The following is an 18,918-nucleotide window of genomic DNA, read 5'->3' on the forward strand; positions in this document are numbered from 1 at the left end:
AGTGCTCCTCCGGCAGGAACTCCGCGTTCACCGCGCCACGGGCCACCACGTCTGCGCCTTCGCGAACATCGTCGTGACGCCGCGTTCGAACGGGCAAGTGTCCGTGGACAGTTCGTGTAGACGGACCGCGTCGGCGATCGATTCCCACGCGGCGGCTAGCGTCTCGGCAGGCACGCGGTCGGCGGGCACGCCGGGTACCGCGCTCGTCACCAGGCAGGCGGCGTCGGCTTTCTCGCGCCACTCGAGCGGCTGCGGCCCGGATATACCACGGGTACAAAGCCATTCGGAACGGTCGCGCTCTCGTGCCAGCTCGGCCGTCGTGTTCTCCGCGACGCACTTCGCGTACAGCGAGCCGTCGGCGGCGCGGAATACGGCGGCTCCCGACTCTCCGCTGCCGACCGGCTCCCACTCGCCGTCGGAGGGCAGAACGGATCGGAATCGAGTCAGCGCGCTGGACACGATTCGACGTCAGCAGCGCGTTCCCGATCCGAACCGAGCTCGACCGTCGATTGCGGATCGCCCTCGGCGCGCAGCCTGCCGTTCTCCAGCAGTAGACAGTGGTCGGCGCGCAGTGCTTCGTCGCGTTGGTGGGTGGCGTGCACGACGGTGACACCGCCGATGTCGGCGAGCAGATCCGCGATCCGTTGCCGCGCTTGCGAATCCAGTCCCGTGGTGGGCTCGTCGAGGAGCAGCAGGTCGGCTTCCTGGGCGAGCGCCTGGGCGAGCAGTGTCCGCTGACGTTGCCCGCCCGAGAGGGTGTCGAGCCTGCGTCCGGCCAGATCGGCGATGTCCATCCGCGCCAGGCACTCCTCGATGACGAGGTGGTCGGCGCGCCGCAGCCGCCGCCACGGTCCGCGGTGCGCCCACCGCCCCATGGCGACCGTCTCCCGGACGGTGATCGGCAGCGTCGCGGGCACCGTGCTGTGCTGCACCACGAACGCGGTCCGCCGGACACCGGGCCGTTCGATCGTCCCCGCCACCGGCTTCAGGACGCCGGCGAGCGCGGCGAGCAGGGTCGACTTGCCGGATCCGTTGTGGCCGAGCACCGCGGTGATCCGGCCCGCCGGAATGGTCGCGGTGATGTCCGCCAGCACGGTCCGCCCGCGGTAGCCCGCCGACAGTCCCGCCAGTCGCAGGTCCGCTGGGTGCACGCTGTGTCTCCCGTCGCTAACTTGTAATGATAACCATTTTCATTCTATGGTGTCGCCTCATGGAGTGGTTGATCGCCCCTTTCGAGGTGTCGTTCGTGCAGCGGGCTCTCTGGGGCGGTCTGCTCGTCGCCTGCCTGTGCGCGATCGCCGGAACGTGGGTTGTGGTGCGCGGCATGGCCTTTCTCGCCGACGCGATGGCGCACGGCATGCTGCCCGGGATCGCGATCGCCGCGCTGCTCGGCGGGAACCTGTTGGTTGGGGCCGCGTTCAGCGCGGGCGCGATGGCGCTCGGGGTTTCCGCGCTGACCAGGAACACCCGGCTTTCGGCGGATATCGGGATCGGGCTGCTGTTCGTCGGCATGCTGTCGATCGGCGTCGTGATCGTCTCGCGCGCGCAGTCGTTCGCCGTCGACCTGACCGGCTTCCTGTTCGGCGACGTGCTGGCGATCCGCGACCGGGATCTGGTCTATCTGGCCCTCGCGCTGCTGGCCGCGGCCGCGGTCGCGCTGCTCGGGCACCGGGCCTTCGTCGCGCTGGCCTTCGATTCGCGCACCGCGCACACGCTGGGGTTGCGTCCGAAGCTGGCGCAGGTGGCCCTGGTCGGGCTGATCACGCTGGCCATTGTCGCCTCCTTCCACATCGTCGGCACGCTGCTGGTCTTCGGTCTGCTCATCGCGCCGCCCGCCGCCGCGATGTATTGGGCGCACCGGCTTCCTGTCGTCATGGCGGTGGCGGCGCTGCTCGGGTCCGCGGCGACGGTCGTCGGGTTGCTGATCTCCTGGCACCTCGGCACCGCGGCGGGCGCCACCATCGCGGCGGTCGCGGTGGCGCTGTTCTTCCTTTCCGCACTGGGTTCCGCGCTGCGCAGCCGAATTCGGTTCTCCGGCAACCTGATCGGTCCGGTAGCAACGCTGGTGGCGCTCGTGACCGTCCTTCCGCTCGCGGGCTGCGGCGCCGAGCGGCCCGTCGACGAGCCCGAACCGACGCCGCACGGCTACCTCGCGGGCGCGGAGGAGGCCGCCGAACCCCAGCCGCGACTCGTCTTGGCGGACAAGGAATCCGGAGCGGTGCGGGTGCTGGATCTGATCTCCGAAGACGTCACCGACCTCGCGCCCGCTCCGGGGGTCACGCGGCTGACGAGCGACGGCCGCTACGGGTATCTCTCGACCCACAACGGGATTCGGATCGTCGACACCGGGACCTGGCTGGTGGACCACGGCGACCACGTCCACTACTACAAGGCTCCGGTCCGCGATCTCGGCGCGCACCCCGGCGGACCGGTGGTCGCGGCGGCCGCTGACCCGTCGGTGGCCGCTCTCGTGCTGGACAACGCCGAGACCGTCCTGCTGGACCGTGCCGCGCTGGACACGGGCTCGCCGCTGGATCGTGTTGCGCGGGTGGACGGGCCCGCCGTGCCGTCGGGCGAGCACACGGTGGTGGCGCGCCGGACCGACGGCAGGGTGGAGGTGCGCGGCCGCGACGGCGCGGTGGTCGCCGCGGTCGCGGAGACGTGCCCGGCGCCGCGCGGCACGGCCAGGACCCGGATCGGCGTCGTCTTCGGCTGCGCCGACGGCGCACTCGTGGTCGGCGTGCAGGAAGGGGCCGTCACCGCGACCAAGATCGCCTACCCGCGACCCGCCCCCGACGACGAACGCGCGGTCGAATTCCACCACCGTCCCGGCAGCACCACGCTCGCCGCGCGAGCGGGGGAGCGCGGTGTCTGGCTGCTCGACATCCGCCGCAGGACATGGACTTTCGTGGACACCGGCTCGGTGCTCGCGACGAACACCGCGGGCGAGGGCGCGCCGCTGCTCGCGCTGAAGGCCGACGGCGTGCTGCACGCCTACGACGCCGCGACGGGTACCGAACGCACGCGCAAACAGCTCGTCGCACCCGGCTCCGCCGCGGGGATCGTGGTCGATTCCCACCGCGCATACGTCAACGATCCGGGCGGGCGGCAGGTGCTGGAGGTCGACTATTCCGATCTGCGCATCGCGAGGACCTTCGCGTTGGACATCGCTCCCGCGCTGATGGCGGAGGCGGGCGAATGAGGGCGGCACTGCGTCTCGGCCTGATCCTCGCCGTCCTGCTGGCCGCCGGATGCCTGTCCTCCGGTGCGGAGCGCCGCGAGATCATCGTGACCACAAACATTCTCGGCGATCTGACCGCCGCGATCGTGGGTGACGCGACCGAGGTGACGGTGCTCATGCAGCCAGACGCCGACCCGCACTTCTTCGCGATCTCGGCCCAGCAGGCCGCGCGGATGGAGCGCGCGGGCCTCATCGTGCACAACGGTCTCGGCCTGGAGGAGGGCGTGCAGCGCCACGTCGACGCCGCCGCGCACGCCGGTATCGCGACGGTGGCGGTCGGCGAACGGGTCGACCCGCTGCGCTACCGCCCCGAGGTCGGCGCCGACCGCCCCGACCCGCACTTCTGGACCGACCCGCGGCGGGTGCGCCGCGCCGTCGAAGTGATCCGCGACGAGGTGATCGCGCACGTCGCGGAGATCGACGCCGCGGCGATCCGCGAGCGCGCCGAACGCTACCTCGGCGAACTCGACGAGCTCGACCGGTGGATGACCGAGCGATTCGCCGCCATCCCCGCCGAACGGCGCAAGCTCGTCACGAACCATCACGTATTCGGTTATCTCGCCCAGCGTTACGACCTCCAGGTGATCGGCGCCGTGATACCGGGCGGCACCACGCTCGCCTCGCCGAGCCCCGCGGACCTGGCCGGGCTCGCCGAGGCCGTTCGCGCCGCGGGCGTCGGCGCGATCTTCGCCGACTCCGCCCAGCCCGACCGCCTCGCTCGGGTGCTCGCCGAACAGGCCGGGCTGCACGTCCGTGTCGTCCCGCTGCATTCGGAATCGCTCACCGGGCCGGGCGGTGGCGCCGCGACCTACCTGGAGATGATGCGCGCCAACACCGAGGCGATCGCGCGCGGGCTGGCCCCATGAACGCAGTGTCACGACGAAAAAGGGAGCACCACATGCACTTTCGGTATCGGGCTCGCGGCGGGCTAGCGCTGTCGGGTCTACTCACCGCGGCCGTCGCGCTGGCCGGATGCGGCTCGGACGAGGCCGAACCCGCTGGCAAGCGGATCGCCGAGCCGATCGCGGTCACCTACGACGGCGGCATCCACGTGCTCGACGGCGCGACGCTCGAACTTCGGGGCAGCACCGCGCTCGACGGCTTCAACCGGCTCAACCCCGCGGGCGACGATAGGCATCTGATGGTGTCGCACAAAGACGCGTTCCGCGTCTACGACGCCACCGAGGCCGCGTTCACCGACATCGAATTCCCCGGTGCGAAACCGGGTCACGTGGTTCGGCACGCCGGGCGAACAGTACTGTTCGCCGACGGCCCCGGCGAGGTCACCTCGTTCGACCCGGCGCTGCTGTCGGGCGGCAAGCCCGCCACCCAGGTGTACAAGTCGGCCGCTCCGCACCACGGCGTCGCGATCGAGCTGGCCGACGGTTCGCTGGTCGTCACGCTCGGCACCGAGGAGAAGCGCACAGGCATCGCCGTGCTGGACGCGCAGCGCAAGGAGATCGCCCGCAACGAGGACTGCCCCGGCGTGCACGGCGAGGCGGTCGCCCAAGGCGACGCCGTGGTCGTCGGCTGCCAGACCGGGGCGCTGGTCTACCGCGCAGGCGTCATCACCAAGGTGGCCGCCCCCACGCCGTACGGTCGCATCGGCAACCAGGCGGGCAGCCCGGAATCGACCGTCGTGCTCGGCGACTACAAGAAGGACAAGGACGCGGAACTCGAACGGCCGCAGCAGGTCTCGCTGATCGATACGGCCACCGGCACGCTGCGCCTCGTCGACATCGGCACCAGCTACACATTCCGTTCGCTGGCCCGCGGCCCGCGGGGCGAGGCGCTGGTGCTCGGCACCGACGGCCGCATCCACGTCATCGACCCGGTGGCGGGCACGCTCACCCGGACCATCCCGGTCATCGACCCATGGCAGGAGCCGTTGAAGTGGCAGCAGGCGCGCCCGGCCCTGTTCGTCCGCGACGCCGTCGCCTACGTCTCGGACCCCGCCACCAAGAAGGTGCACCGCGTCGACCTGACGACCGGCACGATCACCGCCTCCGTCGCCCTGCCGGACAGCCCGAACGAGCTGAGCGGCGTTCTGGTCCACTGATTTCCGAGTCGGTCGCGCACGGGAGCCGTGAAGCGGACCTTGCTGCCACAAAGCAGGCGGCAGCGCCGGCGGGTCATTCGGCCAGGGCGGGCGCGAGCCGGCGCGACTTCGCACGGCGGTCGCGCCGCAGAATGGCGACGGCCAGCGCTGCCCCGAGGGCGGTGATCAGCGCCCCGGCATTTCCGGCCACCGCGCCGATGCCATAGCCCAGCAGCAGCGCGGGCATCGCACTCGCCGCGAATCCCGCGACCTCGGTGAGCAGCGGCGCGATGTAGGTGAAGACCGCTACCACGCCGAGATTGCCCACGGCCGTGAGTGCGACCGCAAGCTGAACGTCGCGATCGGCGAACACCCGCAGCTCGCCGAAGACGGAACCCGATGCGGCAGCGGGCCCTGCGGGAACGAAGCGCCTCACGAGCGGCAGTGCGACGAGTGCGCCCGGTCTTGATCGCCTCGACACTCGATCGCGGCTCGGCTCACTCTCCGTCGCCGATCAGCGAACCCTGCGCGATCTGCTTCGCGCCTTGGTCGAATCCGATTCGGAGTAGGTCGTTCGTCGATATTGGATGCCGGAGGCGCACAAAGGTCGACAGGCCTTGGGTGCGTCTGTGTTCTCAGCCGAGCAGTTCGCTGTTGAGGTGGATGAGATAGTCGCGGCCGTACGTCCCGTTCTCCAGGTTCTCCAGCAGCACGGCCGGAAGGTCCTGTGTGATTTCGGGGGAGCGTGCGGCGGCGGCGAGGGCGATCGTCGCGACGGTGTCCACGTCTCCGGTGAACGCGACGCAGGTGCGCAGCAGGTCGCTCATCGTGGCGCTGGTGGACAGTGCGGTGAGTGCCGCACCGACACTCATGCGTCCTTTGGAGCCGACCTTGCCGCGCCAGGGCCGCGACCATCCGTTCGGGACGTGACCGTCCATCCACTGCGGGAGTTTCGCCACCGGGCCCAGTTCGTAGTGGCAGTAGTGGACCGCGAGCGCCGCCGCCTGCGCTGCGGTGATCCCCGCCGGAGTGTCGTGGGTGACCGCCGCCTGCACCGCGGCGTGGTGCAGCACGTCGTCGACGGTGGGGAGCAAGCCGATCGGCGTCGCTCGCATGGCGGCGCCGCTCTTGTCGCTGTCGGGCCGGATCCGGCGCAGGAATTCCGCACCGTCGTGCACCGAGCGCAGGAAGTCGTAGAACCGTCCGGCGTAGCCTTCACGCGGATCGCGGTGGAATGCCGCGACGAATCGGTTGGCCAGCTCCAGTGGCGTCCACGGATTCCCGGCGACCAGCAATTCGGCTATGGCCAAGGTCATTTGGGTGTCGTCGGTGTACGCGCCAGGGCGGATGCCGAGATGCCTCGGATGCTGCACGTAGCCCCGCAGTGTGTTGTGCGCCGCCACGAACGCCGGATCCGCATACTCGAACCCCGCACCGTACGCATCGCCGACCGCCGATTCGACCAGCAACCCGCCGCCCCCTTCTGCCGGGATCACCGACCAGGACGGTCGGCGCTCCATCGAATTTTCTTACCTGCCACAGTGTTACGGCTATATATCCAGGACGGCTCACCGATCGCGAAGTCGGTGGGCGCCAAGAAAACGATCGTGCACGATCGGCCATCGATCTTCCGATAGCAGCCTTCTCACCGTTCTACCCGCGCGGCGATCCCGTGTCGTCCCATTTTCCGCGATCGACGGATCTTTCTGGCGCACCTGAGATTTCGCCAGCCGAACCTGTCAGACCCACTCGTTTCGGCAAGGGCGGCGCCGGGCGGCTGGGAACCGTGCCGAAGCGGACACGGCGGTGACCTCGGATGTCCGCTCTCCGAACGGCGCAGTCGTGGTGGTTCCGGCTGAACGGAACCGCCACGAGCAACTGACGCCCGAAAGGCCTAGGGCATCCAGGTGATTCGGCCGCCTTGGAAGTCCTGGGCCTTGCCGCCCTGGTAGTCGTATTCATCGCCGGTGGGGTAGCCGTAGCGGCCGTTCTCGGCGCCCGCGCGGACCCAGTCGTCGCGAATGGCGCCCCAGACGACGTGGGCGCCGGTGCTCGCGGACCAGAAGATGGCGCCGCCCGCGAAGAGGTTGTAGCGGCCGTTGTCCGCGGCGGCGGTGGCTTCGTCGGTGATGGGGAAGCCGAGCGCGCCGCCTTCCCAGCCGTAAGCGCCCCATTTGTCGCGGATGGCGCCGCCGATCTGGTGTGCGTCGGTGCCGAGAGACCAGTAGATGGATCCGCCTTGGAAGTGGTTGAAGCGGCCCGGCCTGCCCGGTGTGGCCAGTTCCCCGGTGACGGGATAACCGAGAACGCCGTTCTCCCAGCCGAACGTGCCCCACTCGACGCGGATCGAGCCACCGATCTGGTTGGCGCCGACCTCGGGGTGCCAGTAGACGGACGCGTTGCGTTCGAAGGCTTGGAATCGTCCGCCGCGGCCCGCGTCGTGTTCGGGAGTGACCGGGTCGCCGAGGACGGCGGGCCCGCCCACGCGGTCGTATTCGACCTCGATGGCTCCGCCGACGTCGAAGGCGCCGACGGGGCGCGCGGCGGCGGCGCCGATGCCCGCGGTGAGCGCGAGCGCGAGCGCGGCGATGGCGATGGCGCCGCAGCGGGACGCGGACAGGCTGTTGATGCGACGTTGCCGAGCCAAGTGAACTCCTTGACAGGTGTGTACCGGAGGGCGGACCGGGATCGCGAGGCGCCCGGTGTCGACGTGCGAGGTCAGCGTACTGGCGTCGGCGGGTGAGGCCCTGCTCGACTCGCGTAACGACCTGGGCGAAAGCGCACGAACGCCAGGCGCGGCCGCGGGTGCCGGTGTCGACGGTGATCCGCGCGCGGTCGTTGGCAAGCCTTGCGATTTTGCCTGCTCGGTCCGCTTCGCTGTGGGGCGATGCCGGGGCTCGTCTTGACTATTCGGCGGCGATGGTCAGGATGTCCTCGATCGGCAGACGGGGTGTGGGCGGCACGGGGTCCGGCTCGGGTGCGGTGCCCACTCGCACGACGACCTGGGGGCGCAGGTGGCCGGGTATCAGTGCCGCGATCACACGGCGGGCGGCGGGCAGCTCCGTGATGTGCGTGAGCGGGCACGTCGACAGCCCGGCGCCGGTGCACTCCAGCAGCACCGCCGACAGTGCCTCGCCGGTGCGCAACCACTGGGCGGGCGTGTCGCCGGAGGAGCTCAGCGCCAGTAGCCGGGCTCGATCCTCGTCCGTCGTCCTGCGGGTGGTTCCCGGCGGGACGGGGAAGTCGCGGCGAACCGGCACGCGCCCCGCCTCGGCCGCGGTCGCGAGGGCGGTCGGGGGAATGCCTTCGGAGGTGTCGAAATGCCCTGACCACCAGCGCAATTCGCTTTGATACGGCTGGTCGTAGCGGCGCAGCGCCGCGGCCTGGTCGGAGGCGGCGGCGAGCCTGTCGCGCACCGAGTCGGGCAGGTCGTCGAGCGTGATCTCGCACGCGCGCGCCACTTCCGTCACACCGGGCAGGAGGGCGTCCCAGCCCTCGGGTGCGTCCATCGGGAGCCGGTCGGAGTACCTGCGCCCGATGATGCGGGCCTGATTGCGGATGCGCTCGGGCGGGTCGGGCCAAGGCCGGAAGGCGAGTGCGGCGAGATAGCGCGGCCGCGCCGGATCGGGTAGCCGGACGACTTCGGTATGCCAGCCATTTGCGGCGAAGGCGGTCCTGGTGTGGTGCAACAGCGCGCCGCAGCTGATCACCTGCTGGCGTCCTTCCGGATCGGCCATCGGAAGCGACCGGTCGGGGTCGCTGTACATGTGCAGCCGCCTTCCGTCGAAAATCAGACGCCAGGGCTGGGAGTTGTGCAGGGAGGGAGCGCGGCGGGCGACCTGCAGCGCGGCGGCGACGGCCGAGGCGTCGGGAACTGCAGATCCGGCACGAGCGTTTTCTGCGGTCATGCCTGACGAGTATGGCACGAGGTAGCCGAGAATTCGCGGAGTCCGTCATCCAGGTCCCAGGTAGAGGCATATTTTTGTGGGAATCGCCGATATTGCGCCGCGCGCTGTGTTGTGCTCGACGCGTGAGCCAAGTCCACTTGGGGCACATCTTTCACGTCACTGGACAACCGACCGTCCAGGAGGCGGCGGCCGCGCTGGTGTCGATACCGGACGGCGCCCTGATCGTCGGCGGCGACGGGCGGATCGCCTACTGCGGCGCCAGGGACGAGATCCCGGCCGAATTCCGCGGCGTGCCCCCGATGGACCACCGCCCCGGCTTCCTGCTCCCGGGCTTCGTCGACACCCACATTCACTTCCCGCAGACCTTCGCGGGCGACGCCTACGGCGGCGGCCAGCTGCTCGAATGGCTCACGCGCTGCATCTACCCGTCCGAAGCCCAGCTGGCCGACCCGGTGTACGCGCAGCGGGCGGCCGTCGAGTTCTGCTCCCGCCGCCTCGCGGCGGGCACCACCGCCGCGCTGGTCTTCGGCTCGGCCTTCCCGCATGCCCAGGACGCGCTGTTCGCCGAGACGCGCCGCCGCGGCCTGCGCATGGTCAGCGGCCGGGGCATCCAGACCACGGGCGAGGAGTCCGTCGCGCCGCTGATCACCTCCGAGAACGAGGCGATCCGGCTGACCGAATCGGAGATCGACACCTGGCATGCCGTCGATACCGGCCACGTCGACACGGCCCTGCTGCACGTGGCGGTGGTTCCGCGCTTCGCGCTGGCGGTGACCCGCACAACGCTGCGCAACCTCGGTGAGCTGTACGACTCCGTGCGCGATCGGGGTGTCTATTTCCACAGCCACCTGAACGAGAACAACCGCCCCGGCACCGGCGAGGTCGACAGCACCAAACAGGTATACGAGGTGGATTCCTACCTGGACACCTACGACGGGAAGTTCCTGCCCGGCTCGCAGGTGGGCGGCAAGAGCCTGCTCGGCAGGCGCAGCATCCTCGCGCACGGCGTGCACTGCCAGGACGCGGAACTGCGGCGCCTGGCGCAGACGGGCAGTTCGATCGCGCACTGCCCGGTGTCGCAACAGTTCCTGGGGTCCGGCACGATGCCGTGGAAACGGACGCTCGCCTCGGGCGTCACGGTGGCGGCGGGCACCGACTACGGCGGCGGCGACGAATGGTCGATCCCGCGGGTGCTCTCGGCGGCGTTCAAGGTGCACATCTCCGAGCCGGGCGAGGACGGTGTCTCGATGCACCCGGCGGAGATGCTGTTCACCGGAACGCTGGCCGGTGCGCGCGCCCTCGACATGGAGAGCCGGTTCGGCAACTTCGATGCGGGCAAGGAGGCCGACTTCCTCGTCGTCGATCCCGCCGGCACACCGGCGCTGGAAGCCACCCTGGCGCAAGGGGTTCGATCCGACGATCCGGTCCTCGCGCGCGATCAGACGCTCTTCGCGCTGCTGATGGGGATGGACGAATCGACGATCGCGCAGGTCTACGTCCGAGGTCGTCGCGTCGACGACCGCTAGCGGCCCGCCGATGAACGCGACCGCAGTCACCGTCTTCCATCGTCCCGCGGACGGCGCGGCCTTCACCGCCTGGTTGGATCGGATGACCGAAATCGCCTCGGCCGCAGAGGGATTCGTCGAGAGTTGCCGCGCTGTGAGCGACGACCCCGCGCTGGAACCCGGGTTCAGCGCCACGTTCGGCACCGAGCGACAGGTGAACGATTTCCTGGACTCGGCCGCCCGGTACCGTGCGATCGCCGAGGGGGAGAGGCTCGGTTTTCATCGGAAGAGCTCGGATTTGGTCATCGTCGAGGGAGGGTTGCCGCCGCCGGGCGTCGGCGTGTTCCAGCACAGCGTCACCAGGGGCAAGGCGGCGGAATTCATTGCGGCGGAGGCGGAATTGGTCACCCTGAGCGCCACGTTTCCCGGATTCGAGGGCGTCGCGCTGTTTCCTCGCGGCGACACCGGCCGGTGGTTCACCGTGCTGCGGTTCCGCACGTCCCAGCATCTGGCGGACTGGATGCGCTCGGAGGAGCGCGCCGCGGCACTGCCCGCGTTGCGCGCCGAACTGACCGAGGACTTCTCGGTCGTCGCGCACACCACGCCGTTCGGGTCGACGCTGCGCACGGTCGACGGCGAGACCCGGGTGACGCCCACCTGGAAGATCGCGATGCTGGTGCTGCTCGTGCTGTATCCGACCGTGATGACGCTGTCCCGGTTCCTCGGCCCGGTGCTTGACGAGAACGGCGCGCCGCCCTGGCTGGCGATGTGGCTCAGCCAGATCGTGAGCGTCGCGTTGATGAGCTGGATTCTCTCGCCCGCCGTGGCCGCCTGGTTCCGGTGGTGGGTCGATCCGATCGACGGCGCGGGCTGGCGCGTGAGCGCGCTGGGAGCGGCGATCGTCGTGGCCCTCTACGGCCTGACGCTGCTGCTGTTCGCGTCGGTGAAGTGGCTGCACTACTGGGACTACAACCGATGATCAGCGGGCCATCGCGGTCCCGCCGATCGAGACGTACACGAGCATCGCGGTGAACAGGAACCACCCCGCACCCTGCCAGATCGGCCAGACCCGGCCGCGGCGCCAGCGCAGATAGATGACGACGAAGGCGCCGATGCCGCCCGCCAGCAGGACGACGGCGGGCACCAGCAGCACCGCGATGCCGGAGGCCGCGTCGCACAGCAGCGGGCCGGACAGGCATTCGTCACGGCCTGCGGCCCAGATCGTGGCCACCAGCGCGACGAGTGCCGCGGTGCCGAGAACCGCGAGGTCGTAGCGGACGGCCTGGCGAAATCCCTTCGGATCGGACCAGCGCTTCTCGACGTCGTTCACCATCCGGCTCACCTCCGATCGCGGTCAGGGCCTCGAAAACGCCCGTGTTCGGAGTTGCCGGACCGCTCGCTCCCAAACTCGCGGTCGACCGCTCAGTGCGCGGCGGTCAGATCCGGCGGGTCGGCGCGGCGGTGGCGCATTTCGAACCAGTACGTGGCGATCACCGTGCCGTAAGCGGCGGCGGCGACGGAGGCGGTGACGGCGAGCACGATCAAGAGCATCAACAGCAGAAAAGCCATGTACCCTCCCCGGAATCGGTGTCAGGTCGGCGTCGAAACAGGGACGGTGCCGCGTCGCGCCCGGTCCCATTCAGTCCCCCTGCACCCCTCGAATCCTAGAACCGCGGGCTATTCATGGCACGGGTACGCCGCTGTGAGTCGAGTCATAACGAATTGGGTGTGTCTGGCCCATCACATGATCTTGCTGAGGTTGAATTGGAGAGTTCTGCCGTTTTCGAAGTAACGCGCTCTCGTGAGAACGAATCCCCAGCATCACTCCAGCATCCGCGAAGGAGCATGACAGTGAGCACGATCCTCTGCGCGCTACACGACACTGTCCTCGCGCAGTACGACAATCCGACCCCGGAAGCGCCGCCGCTGGCGGACAAGCTCATGCAGATGGGTCGGTACTTCACCTGGCTCGTCCAGCTGTCCGGGATCACTGCCATTACCTACGGCGGTGGCCGTTTTGCCTGGGAGAAGTGGAACGGCGGCGGTCTGCAGTCGCCGAAGATGATCGCCAGCGCGATGGCCGGAGGCGCCGTCGCGACGAGCGCGGGGACGATCATGAACGCGGTGATCTAGCCGCTCTGCGGGTCGCGTATCGCGGACGGAACCGACTCCGCCCGCGATGTGCGGCCCGTTTCACATGCCATATTAGTTGTGTGCAACTTAGTTGCCCGCTACCGTTCATGGGGCACGGAACGCTCTTCGAGAAAGGCACCCCATGAACACCCTCTACACCGCACAGGCCACCGCGACCGGCGCCGGACGCGGCGGGTACGTCCGCTCCTCCGACCAGGCCCTCGACCTGGAACTGAGCATCCCGAAGGAACTCGGCGGCGCGGGCGGTGCTGGCACCAACCCCGAACAGCTGTTCGCCGCGGGATACGCCGCCTGCTTCCACAGCGCGCTCCAGCTCGTCGCCCGCCGCGAGAAGGTGAAGATCGCGGACTCCGCGGTGACCGGCGCGGTAGGCATCGGCCCGAAGGGCGAAGGTTTCGGTCTGGCCGTCACCCTCACCGTCGACCTGCCCGGCATCGACCCCGCCGCGGCGCGCTCCCTGGTCGAGGCGGCGCACCAGGTCTGCCCGTACTCGAACGCCACCCGCGGCAACATCGACGTCGACCTCGTGCTGGCCTGAGCCGCAAGTCCGCGCACCAGAATCGGCTTGCCCGTCCGCGCTCGCACGGCCACGAAATCCATCCCGTGCGAGCGGCGGGTCGCTCTCTCGGCGGATACAAATCGCCGCGCGCGGGTAGGCGTGCGGTATGACATGGACACGTCCACTCGCCCTGGTGACCGGAGCCTCCAGTGGCATCGGGCTGGAACTCGCGAAACAGTTCGTGGCACACGGTTACGACGTGGTGATGGCCGCCGAGGACGCGGCCGTCGAGACCGCCGCCGACCAAGTTCGCCAGCCCGGGGTCGAAGTCCGCGCGGTGCAGGTGGATTTACGGACGGCGAAGGGGGTGGAGCGTCTCTACTCGGCGGCGACCGAGGACGAACGACCACTCGACGCCGTCGCGTTGAACGCGGGCGTCGGCCGCGGCGGTGACTTCGTGGCGACCGACCTCGACGACGACTTCGACATGATCGCCCGCAACGTGCGCTCGACAGTGCACCTCGCGAAACTCGTGCTCGGCGACATGGTGCGGCGCGACACCGGCAAACTGCTGTTCACGTCATCGATCGCCGCGACGATGCCCGGCGCGAGGCAGGCGGTCTACAACGCGTCGAAATCGTTCGTGCAATCCCTCGCCGAGGCGTTGCGCGAGGAGGTGCGCGGCACCGGCGTCACGGTGACCGTGCTGATGCCGGGACCGACCGACACCGATTTCTTCCGCTGGGCCAAGATGCTGGAGACGGTGATCGGCAAGGGGCCCGAGGACGATCCGGCCGACGTGGCGCGCCAGGGCGTCGATGCGTTGCTGCGCGGCGACCAGAAGGTGGCGGCCGGGTCGCTGGGCACCAAGCTGCTGACGACGATCAACCACGTCCTTCCCGATTCGGTGAAGGCGGCCGCCAACCGCGTCGCCGCGGCCGCCCCGTTGCCGCACCGGCACTGAACCCCATGGAGTCGGCAACGCCACGGCCCTCCGACCCGTCTAGGTGCGGCCGACCGGCCATCCAGTAGCTTTGGCGGCAGGGTGGCCGCGTCCCTCGCACGAGCCGACGATGCCGCCGCGGAACCAGTTTTCGCACACCCACCGGACCTGACGAACGAAGAGAGCTGATCGATGCCGACCTCTACCGCGCGTGCACAAATCGGTGTTACCGGCCTGGCTGTCATGGGCAGCAACATCGCCCGCAACTTCGCCAGGCACGGGTACACCGTCGCGCTGCACAACCGTTCCGTCGCCAAGACCGACGCGCTGATCGCCGAGCACGGCGGCGACGGCGATTTCGTTCGCACCGAGACTGTCGAGGAGTTCGTCGCGGCACTGGAGAAGCCGCGCCGAGTGCTGATCATGGTCAAGGCGGGTGACGCGACCGACGCCGTCATCGAGGAGCTCGCCGCGGTGATGGAGCAGGGCGACATCATCATCGACGGCGGCAACGCCCTCTACACCGACACGATTCGCCGCGAGGCCGCCATGCGCGAGCGCGGACTGAACTTCGTCGGGGCGGGCATCTCGGGCGGCGAGGAGGGTGCGCTCAACGGTCCGGCGATCATGCCGGGCGGCCCGAAGGAGTCCTACGAGTCGCTCGGTCCGCTGCTGGAGTCGATCGCGGCGCAGGTCGACGGCACCCCGTGCTGCACCCACATCGGCCCCGACGGTTCCGGGCACTTCGTCAAGATGGTGCACAACGGCATCGAGTACGCCGACATGCAGCTGATCGGCGAGGCCTACCACCTGTTCCGCGACGCGCTCGGTCTGGACGCCAAGCAGATCGCGGACGTGTTCACCCAGTGGAACTCCGGCGACCTGGAGAGCTACCTGGTCGAGATCACCGCCGAGGTGCTCGCGCAGGTCGACGCGAAGACCGGCCGTCCGCTGGTCGACGTGATCGTCGACGCGGCCGAGCAGAAGGGTACCGGCCGCTGGACCGTCAAGTCCGCGCTCGATCTCGGCGTCCCGGTGACCGGCATCGCCGAGGCGGTCTTCGCCAGGGCGCTGTCCGGTTCCCGCGCGCAGCGCAAGGCCGCGGTGGGCCTCGCCTCCGGCGCGCTGGCCGAAAAGCCCACGGACGTCGAACAATTCACCGAGGACATCCGCCAGGCGCTGTACGCGTCGAAGGTCGTCGCGTACGCGCAGGGCTTCGACCAGATCGCCGCGGGCAGCGCCGAATACGACTGGGATCTGCGCCCGGGCGACCTGGCGACGATCTGGCGCGGCGGCTGCATCATCCGGGCCCGGTTCCTGAACCGGATCAAGGAGGCCTACGACCAGGATCCCGCTCTGCCGAGCCTGATCCTCGCGCCGTACTTCCGCGAAGCAATCGAAACGGCCATCGACAGCTGGCGGCGCGTGGTCTCCACCGCGACCCTGCTCGGCATCCCGGTCCCGGCCTTCGCGTCCTCGCTGTCCTACTACGACGCGCTGCGCGCCGAGCGCCTGCCCGCCGCGCTCACCCAGGGACAGCGCGACTTCTTCGGCGCGCACACCTACGAGCGCATCGACGCCGAGGGCAAGTTCCACACGCTGTGGAGCGGTGACCGCAGCGAGGTTGCCGCGGGCTGAGCGGCGCGGGTCACGCGGTGACCCCGTCGTAAGCCGCCGCGACGATGTCGAACGACCGATCGTCGGTGAGCGATCGGTCGTCGTCGAGCATCCGGTTCATGACGTAGGACACCGTCATCCGCGTGTCCATGTCGACCCAGACGAGCGAGCCACCCCAGCCGCCCCAGAAACACGTACGGGCGCTGGGTGATTCGCCGCCGCCGAGACCGTACCCGAGGCCGTAACGCATGGGTGCGCCCAGCACGGTGTCCATGCCGCGGAACTGCTCGTAAACGGCGCGTTCGCAGCCTTCGCGCGACAGCAACCGCACGCCGCGCCAGGCGCCGCCGTTCGCCAGCACCGACTGCACGGCGGTCACCGAACGCGCGTTGCCGAATCCGCCGACGGCCGGAATCTCGGCGCGCCGCCAGGCCGCGGTGTTGGCCGCAGCGGCGGGCACCGAGGGATTGCCGGGGCCGCGCGGCGCGGAATCGTCGCGCCCCGAGCTGGCGGGCGGCGCGATGATCGGCGCCACGCGGTGGTCGTGCTCGGCGGGCAACCCGATGTGGAAGTCGGCCTCCAGCGGCCCGGCGATCTCCTCGGCGAAGAAGACGCCCAGACTGCGACCGGTGATCCGCCGGACGATCTCGCCCACCAGATAGCCCTGGGTGAGCCCGTGATAGCCGGCCGCAGTCCCCGGCGACCAGCGGAGAGGTTGCGCCGCAAGCCGTGCCGTAGCGGCCGGCCAATCGTAGAGATCTTCCACCGTCATCGGCTCGTCCCAGGTCGGCAGGCCCGCGGTATGCGAGAGCACGTGCCGCACCAGCACGCTTTCCTTGCCCGCGACGCCGAATTCGGGCCAGTACTCGGCCACCGGCGCCGCCGGATCGAGGTCGCCCCGGTCCGCGAGCACCAGCGCGCACAGCGCTGTCATGGTTTTGGTCGTCGACCAGACGTTGGTGATGGTGTCGCGCTGCCACCGCGCGGTGCGCGACTCGTCGGTGTATCCGCCCCAGATGTCGACCACGAGCTCGTCGCCCACCGACACCGCCACCGAGGCGCCCACGTCGTCGCGATCCAACGACGCCGCCAAAGTATCTGCCACCGTGCCGAATTCGCTCGCACACCGCCCGTGGATCTCAGCCATACGGGGCAAGCTAATCCGGGACGTCCGCCCGAGCCACCGATTTTCGCGCGCGGCGATCGAGACGGCCTGAATGCTTCGGTCACGGAACAGATATCCGGGATCCGGTCGGGCGGCTGCGGTCCCGGAACATACGACGGTTCACGAAGCACCCGCACTCTCGTACAGTGCAGATATGCCCGAAGACGCGCATCCAGGCACGGTCGAGGCCGCCGCCGCGGGCACCGATGACGTGCTCTCGCTCGCGGCCCAGCTGTGCTTTGCCCTGTATTCGACCTCGCGCTCGATGACCGCCGCCTACCGGCCGTATCTCGACGCCATGCGGGTGACCTACCCGCAGTACCTCACGCTGCTCGCGCTCTGGGAGAACCCGGGGATGACGATGAAGCAGCTCGCCGACCGGCTACGGCTCGACTACGGCACCGTCTCCCCGCTCGTGCAGCGGCTCCAGGCGCGCGGCCTGGTCGAGAGCGTGCGCAGCTCGCACGACCGGCGGGCTGTCCATCTGCACGCCACCGAGGCGGGGTTCGCGTTGGAACAGCAAGCCAGGCAGATGATCGCCGCGGTGCTGGCGGAGGTCGGCTACTCGATCGAGACGGTGGCCGAGCTGCGCGACCAGGTCAACGCCCTCGGCGCCCGGCTCGACACCATCGTCTCCGAACGCGCCGCGCAATAGTCGTCGCTCGGACCGGAGCGCTTGACGGGCGGCACCGTCGCATACACGCTGCGGCGGCGCAACCCCCTCCAGCCAGGCACATCGGTGAACGAGGCCGTACCCGGGGCACGCCCCCGACGATCAGCGTCATGGTCGCGGGTAGGTGATTCTCTCCCATGCCTCCACCGCTTTTGCGACCGAGTCTCCACCGGGGCCAAGCCACCAGCTAGACTCCGGGGCGTTCGCGGCGGCCGAACTTGGGGGGATCCAAACCGGTCGCCAGCTGGTGACTTTTATGAACGACACCTCAGCCGACTTGCGCGTCGGGCGCGGTAGCAGCCTCCTGAGCCCTGTCTGTCCCTCAACTAGCCTTGCGAACTCGACGGCAAGCATCTTGAACGCGATATAAGGGCCGATTTCGTCGAGATTGCCCCGCACCTTGAACGGGAGTTTGTTCGACTCGCTCAGCGTGCTGACAGTCGCTCCGGCTTCGATGGTATTGCGCAGTTGCTGGTACCCTTCGCGGAAGCGACCCAGTCGTTCGATCTCCTTGTTCGAAAGCCGTCTCTCGGTCGCGATCTTGATCAGCAACGCCTCGAACTGGCCCTCCGTGGCTGCCGCTCGTTCGAGTAGGTCCTCGCGAGTAGCTGTCCGTACCTTGCCCTCGCACATCGCACTCCAAGTCTTCCATACGACGAACCACGCGCCGTACACGTCGTGAAAGCGTGAGAGGGCTTCTCTGTCCAGCTCCTTGCGGTGCCGGATGGTTGCCCACAGCAGACCTACCGCGCCGCCGAGCACCGCGACGAATACGAAGGTGAGCAACGCCTTCCAGGTCTCAGGGTCGATCTTCGCAATGCTCATCGAGGCCTTCTTCATGCCGTTGGATGGCTGAACCAACCCATTCTCGGGACAGCCGCACCAGGGTCGGCAGGTCTTCGAAACGAAAAGGTCATCGAGCAGAACCGGCGAACCCTCCGGGATCCGGCTATCCCTGCCCAGCCCGATGCGGACATGCCAGAGATGGTTTGGGGTGAGCCCCAATTAGCTTCTCAGGCTAGCACCCTCTTCCTCGACCACGGTTCTGATTCGCACTCTGATCCCTTGCGAGGTAACCGTTCCGGAATCTGCGTCGGCCTCGCTAACCGGCTTGATTCCCGCCTGCCACCAGGGCTCCATCGACACGAACCGCCTCGAGGAGTGTATCCGCGCAC

At 69.1% G+C, this 18,918-nt stretch carries 20 protein-coding genes; 10 read left to right on the forward strand and 10 right to left on the reverse strand.

Annotation, left to right across the window (positions count from 1 at the left end; genetic code table 11):
• Positions 1 to 27: 27 nt before the first annotated feature.
• Both AB0H50_RS12285 and aztA read right to left on the reverse strand, forming a co-directional pair.
• Positions 28 to 459 (reverse strand): phosphotransferase, encoded by a 432-nt coding sequence (locus AB0H50_RS12285; protein WP_357450351.1) that lies wholly within the window; start codon positions 457 to 459, stop codon positions 28 to 30.
• Positions 444 to 1,151: a zinc ABC transporter ATP-binding protein AztA gene (gene aztA / locus AB0H50_RS12290; protein ID WP_357450354.1), complete on the reverse strand. Its 708-nt coding sequence runs from the start codon at positions 1,149 to 1,151 to the stop codon at positions 444 to 446. Before aztA ends, AB0H50_RS12285 begins: the two co-directional genes overlap by 16 nt.
• Before the next feature lie 59 nt (positions 1,152 to 1,210).
• Here aztA and aztB point away from each other — a divergent pair, with 59 nt between their 5' ends.
• Genes aztB through aztD form a run of 3 tightly spaced genes read left to right on the forward strand, consistent with a single transcriptional unit; the run spans position 1,211 to position 5,300 of the window.
• Positions 1,211 to 3,202 (forward strand): zinc ABC transporter permease AztB, encoded by a 1,992-nt coding sequence (gene aztB / locus AB0H50_RS12295; protein WP_357450357.1) that lies wholly within the window; start codon positions 1,211 to 1,213, stop codon positions 3,200 to 3,202.
• Positions 3,199 to 4,107 (forward strand): zinc ABC transporter substrate-binding protein AztC, encoded by a 909-nt coding sequence (gene aztC, locus AB0H50_RS12300; RefSeq protein WP_357450360.1) that lies wholly within the window; start codon positions 3,199 to 3,201, stop codon positions 4,105 to 4,107. The genes aztB and aztC overlap by 4 nt, the downstream gene beginning before the upstream one ends.
• Positions 4,108 to 4,139: 32 nt before the next feature.
• Positions 4,140 to 5,300 (forward strand): zinc metallochaperone AztD, encoded by a 1,161-nt coding sequence (aztD, locus tag AB0H50_RS12305; protein WP_357450363.1) that lies wholly within the window; start codon positions 4,140 to 4,142, stop codon positions 5,298 to 5,300.
• 73 nt (positions 5,301 to 5,373) lie between these two features.
• On the opposite strand, the gene AB0H50_RS12310 is transcribed toward aztD, so the two are convergent.
• The 4 genes from AB0H50_RS12310 to AB0H50_RS12325 form a co-directional block, all read right to left on the reverse strand.
• Entirely contained in the window at positions 5,374 to 5,715 is a 342-nt protein-coding gene (locus AB0H50_RS12310) for a hypothetical protein (protein WP_357450366.1), read from the reverse strand.
• Positions 5,716 to 5,914: 199 nt separating this feature from the next.
• Complete coding sequence (locus tag AB0H50_RS12315; protein ID WP_357450369.1) at positions 5,915 to 6,799, reverse strand: ADP-ribosylglycohydrolase family protein; 885 nt, start codon at positions 6,797 to 6,799, stop codon at positions 5,915 to 5,917.
• Positions 6,800 to 7,173: 374 nt separating this feature from the next.
• Positions 7,174 to 7,926, reverse strand: a complete 753-nt coding sequence (locus tag AB0H50_RS12320; RefSeq protein WP_357450372.1) for a hypothetical protein — start codon at positions 7,924 to 7,926, stop codon at positions 7,174 to 7,176.
• Between the two features lie 259 nt (positions 7,927 to 8,185).
• A complete protein-coding gene (locus AB0H50_RS12325; protein ID WP_357450375.1) occupies positions 8,186 to 9,187 on the reverse strand; it encodes a hypothetical protein in 1,002 nt (333 codons plus the stop codon).
• A 122-nt stretch (positions 9,188 to 9,309) separates the two neighbouring features.
• Here AB0H50_RS12325 and AB0H50_RS12330 point away from each other — a divergent pair, with 122 nt between their 5' ends.
• On the forward strand, positions 9,310 to 10,713 hold the full coding sequence (locus tag AB0H50_RS12330) for an amidohydrolase family protein (protein WP_357450378.1): 1,404 nt from the start codon (positions 9,310 to 9,312) through the stop codon (positions 10,711 to 10,713).
• A gap of 10 nt (positions 10,714 to 10,723) precedes the next feature.
• A complete protein-coding gene (locus AB0H50_RS12335) occupies positions 10,724 to 11,671 on the forward strand; it encodes an antibiotic biosynthesis monooxygenase (RefSeq protein WP_357450381.1) in 948 nt (315 codons plus the stop codon).
• Here the strand turns inward: AB0H50_RS12335 and AB0H50_RS12340 are convergent, their stop codons facing one another.
• Positions 11,672 to 12,025 carry a hypothetical protein gene (locus AB0H50_RS12340; protein WP_357450384.1) on the reverse strand — a complete coding sequence of 118 codons (354 nt, stop codon included), beginning with the start codon at positions 12,023 to 12,025 and terminating at the stop codon, positions 11,672 to 11,674.
• A gap of 89 nt (positions 12,026 to 12,114) precedes the next feature.
• On the reverse strand, positions 12,115 to 12,261 hold the full coding sequence (locus AB0H50_RS12345) for a hypothetical protein (RefSeq protein ID WP_357450387.1): 147 nt from the start codon (positions 12,259 to 12,261) through the stop codon (positions 12,115 to 12,117).
• Between the two features lie 282 nt (positions 12,262 to 12,543).
• Here AB0H50_RS12345 and AB0H50_RS12350 point away from each other — a divergent pair, with 282 nt between their 5' ends.
• The 4 genes from AB0H50_RS12350 (at position 12,544) to gndA (ending at position 15,926) form a co-directional block, all read left to right on the forward strand.
• A complete protein-coding gene (locus AB0H50_RS12350) occupies positions 12,544 to 12,825 on the forward strand; it encodes a hypothetical protein (protein WP_357450390.1) in 282 nt (93 codons plus the stop codon).
• Positions 12,826 to 12,967: 142 nt separating this feature from the next.
• Entirely contained in the window at positions 12,968 to 13,384 is a 417-nt protein-coding gene (locus tag AB0H50_RS12355; RefSeq protein WP_357450392.1) for an organic hydroperoxide resistance protein, read from the forward strand.
• A 127-nt stretch (positions 13,385 to 13,511) separates the two neighbouring features.
• The gene (locus AB0H50_RS12360; RefSeq protein WP_357450395.1) at positions 13,512 to 14,309 is read left to right on the forward strand and encodes an SDR family NAD(P)-dependent oxidoreductase; all 798 of its coding nucleotides are present in this window, start codon (positions 13,512 to 13,514) and stop codon (positions 14,307 to 14,309) included.
• 171 nt (positions 14,310 to 14,480) lie between these two features.
• Entirely contained in the window at positions 14,481 to 15,926 is a 1,446-nt protein-coding gene (gndA, locus tag AB0H50_RS12365) for an NADP-dependent phosphogluconate dehydrogenase (RefSeq protein ID WP_357450397.1), read from the forward strand.
• Positions 15,927 to 15,936: 10 nt separating this feature from the next.
• On the opposite strand, the gene AB0H50_RS12370 is transcribed toward gndA, so the two are convergent.
• Positions 15,937 to 17,052 (reverse strand): serine hydrolase domain-containing protein, encoded by a 1,116-nt coding sequence (locus AB0H50_RS12370; RefSeq protein WP_357450400.1) that lies wholly within the window; start codon positions 17,050 to 17,052, stop codon positions 15,937 to 15,939.
• 172 nt (positions 17,053 to 17,224) lie between these two features.
• Here AB0H50_RS12370 and AB0H50_RS12375 point away from each other — a divergent pair, with 172 nt between their 5' ends.
• Positions 17,225 to 17,725 carry a MarR family transcriptional regulator gene (locus tag AB0H50_RS12375; protein WP_357450402.1) on the forward strand — a complete coding sequence of 167 codons (501 nt, stop codon included), beginning with the start codon at positions 17,225 to 17,227 and terminating at the stop codon, positions 17,723 to 17,725.
• A gap of 126 nt (positions 17,726 to 17,851) precedes the next feature.
• Here the strand turns inward: AB0H50_RS12375 and AB0H50_RS12380 are convergent, their stop codons facing one another.
• Positions 17,852 to 18,568, reverse strand: a complete 717-nt coding sequence (locus AB0H50_RS12380; protein ID WP_357450405.1) for a hypothetical protein — start codon at positions 18,566 to 18,568, stop codon at positions 17,852 to 17,854.
• Positions 18,569 to 18,918 lie beyond the last annotated feature (350 nt).

It is taken from the genome of Nocardia sp. NPDC050793, assembly GCF_040654065.1.
Lineage (GTDB): Bacteria > Actinomycetota > Actinomycetes > Mycobacteriales > Mycobacteriaceae > Nocardia.

Coding starts and splice junctions, on each gene's coding strand:
- aztB (WP_357450357.1), top strand. CDS start 1,211: ATGGAGTGGTTGATCGCCCCTTTCGAGGTGTCGTTCGTGCAGCGGGCT.
- aztC (WP_357450360.1), top strand. CDS start 3,199: ATGAGGGCGGCACTGCGTCTCGGCCTGATCCTCGCCGTCCTGCTGGCC.
- aztD (WP_357450363.1), top strand. CDS start 4,140: ATGCACTTTCGGTATCGGGCTCGCGGCGGGCTAGCGCTGTCGGGTCTA.
- AB0H50_RS12315 (WP_357450369.1), bottom strand. CDS start 6,799: ATGGAGCGCCGACCGTCCTGGTCGGTGATCCCGGCAGAAGGGGGCGGC.
- AB0H50_RS12325 (WP_357450375.1), bottom strand. CDS start 9,187: ATGACCGCAGAAAACGCTCGTGCCGGATCTGCAGTTCCCGACGCCTCG.
- AB0H50_RS12335 (WP_357450381.1), top strand. CDS start 10,724: ATGAACGCGACCGCAGTCACCGTCTTCCATCGTCCCGCGGACGGCGCG.
- AB0H50_RS12340 (WP_357450384.1), bottom strand. CDS start 12,025: ATGGTGAACGACGTCGAGAAGCGCTGGTCCGATCCGAAGGGATTTCGC.
- AB0H50_RS12345 (WP_357450387.1), bottom strand. CDS start 12,261: ATGGCTTTTCTGCTGTTGATGCTCTTGATCGTGCTCGCCGTCACCGCC.
- AB0H50_RS12355 (WP_357450392.1), top strand. CDS start 12,968: ATGAACACCCTCTACACCGCACAGGCCACCGCGACCGGCGCCGGACGC.
- AB0H50_RS12360 (WP_357450395.1), top strand. CDS start 13,512: ATGACATGGACACGTCCACTCGCCCTGGTGACCGGAGCCTCCAGTGGC.
- gndA (WP_357450397.1), top strand. CDS start 14,481: ATGCCGACCTCTACCGCGCGTGCACAAATCGGTGTTACCGGCCTGGCT.
- AB0H50_RS12370 (WP_357450400.1), bottom strand. CDS start 17,052: ATGGCTGAGATCCACGGGCGGTGTGCGAGCGAATTCGGCACGGTGGCA.
- AB0H50_RS12375 (WP_357450402.1), top strand. CDS start 17,225: ATGCCCGAAGACGCGCATCCAGGCACGGTCGAGGCCGCCGCCGCGGGC.
- AB0H50_RS12380 (WP_357450405.1), bottom strand. CDS start 18,568: ATGAGCATTGCGAAGATCGACCCTGAGACCTGGAAGGCGTTGCTCACC.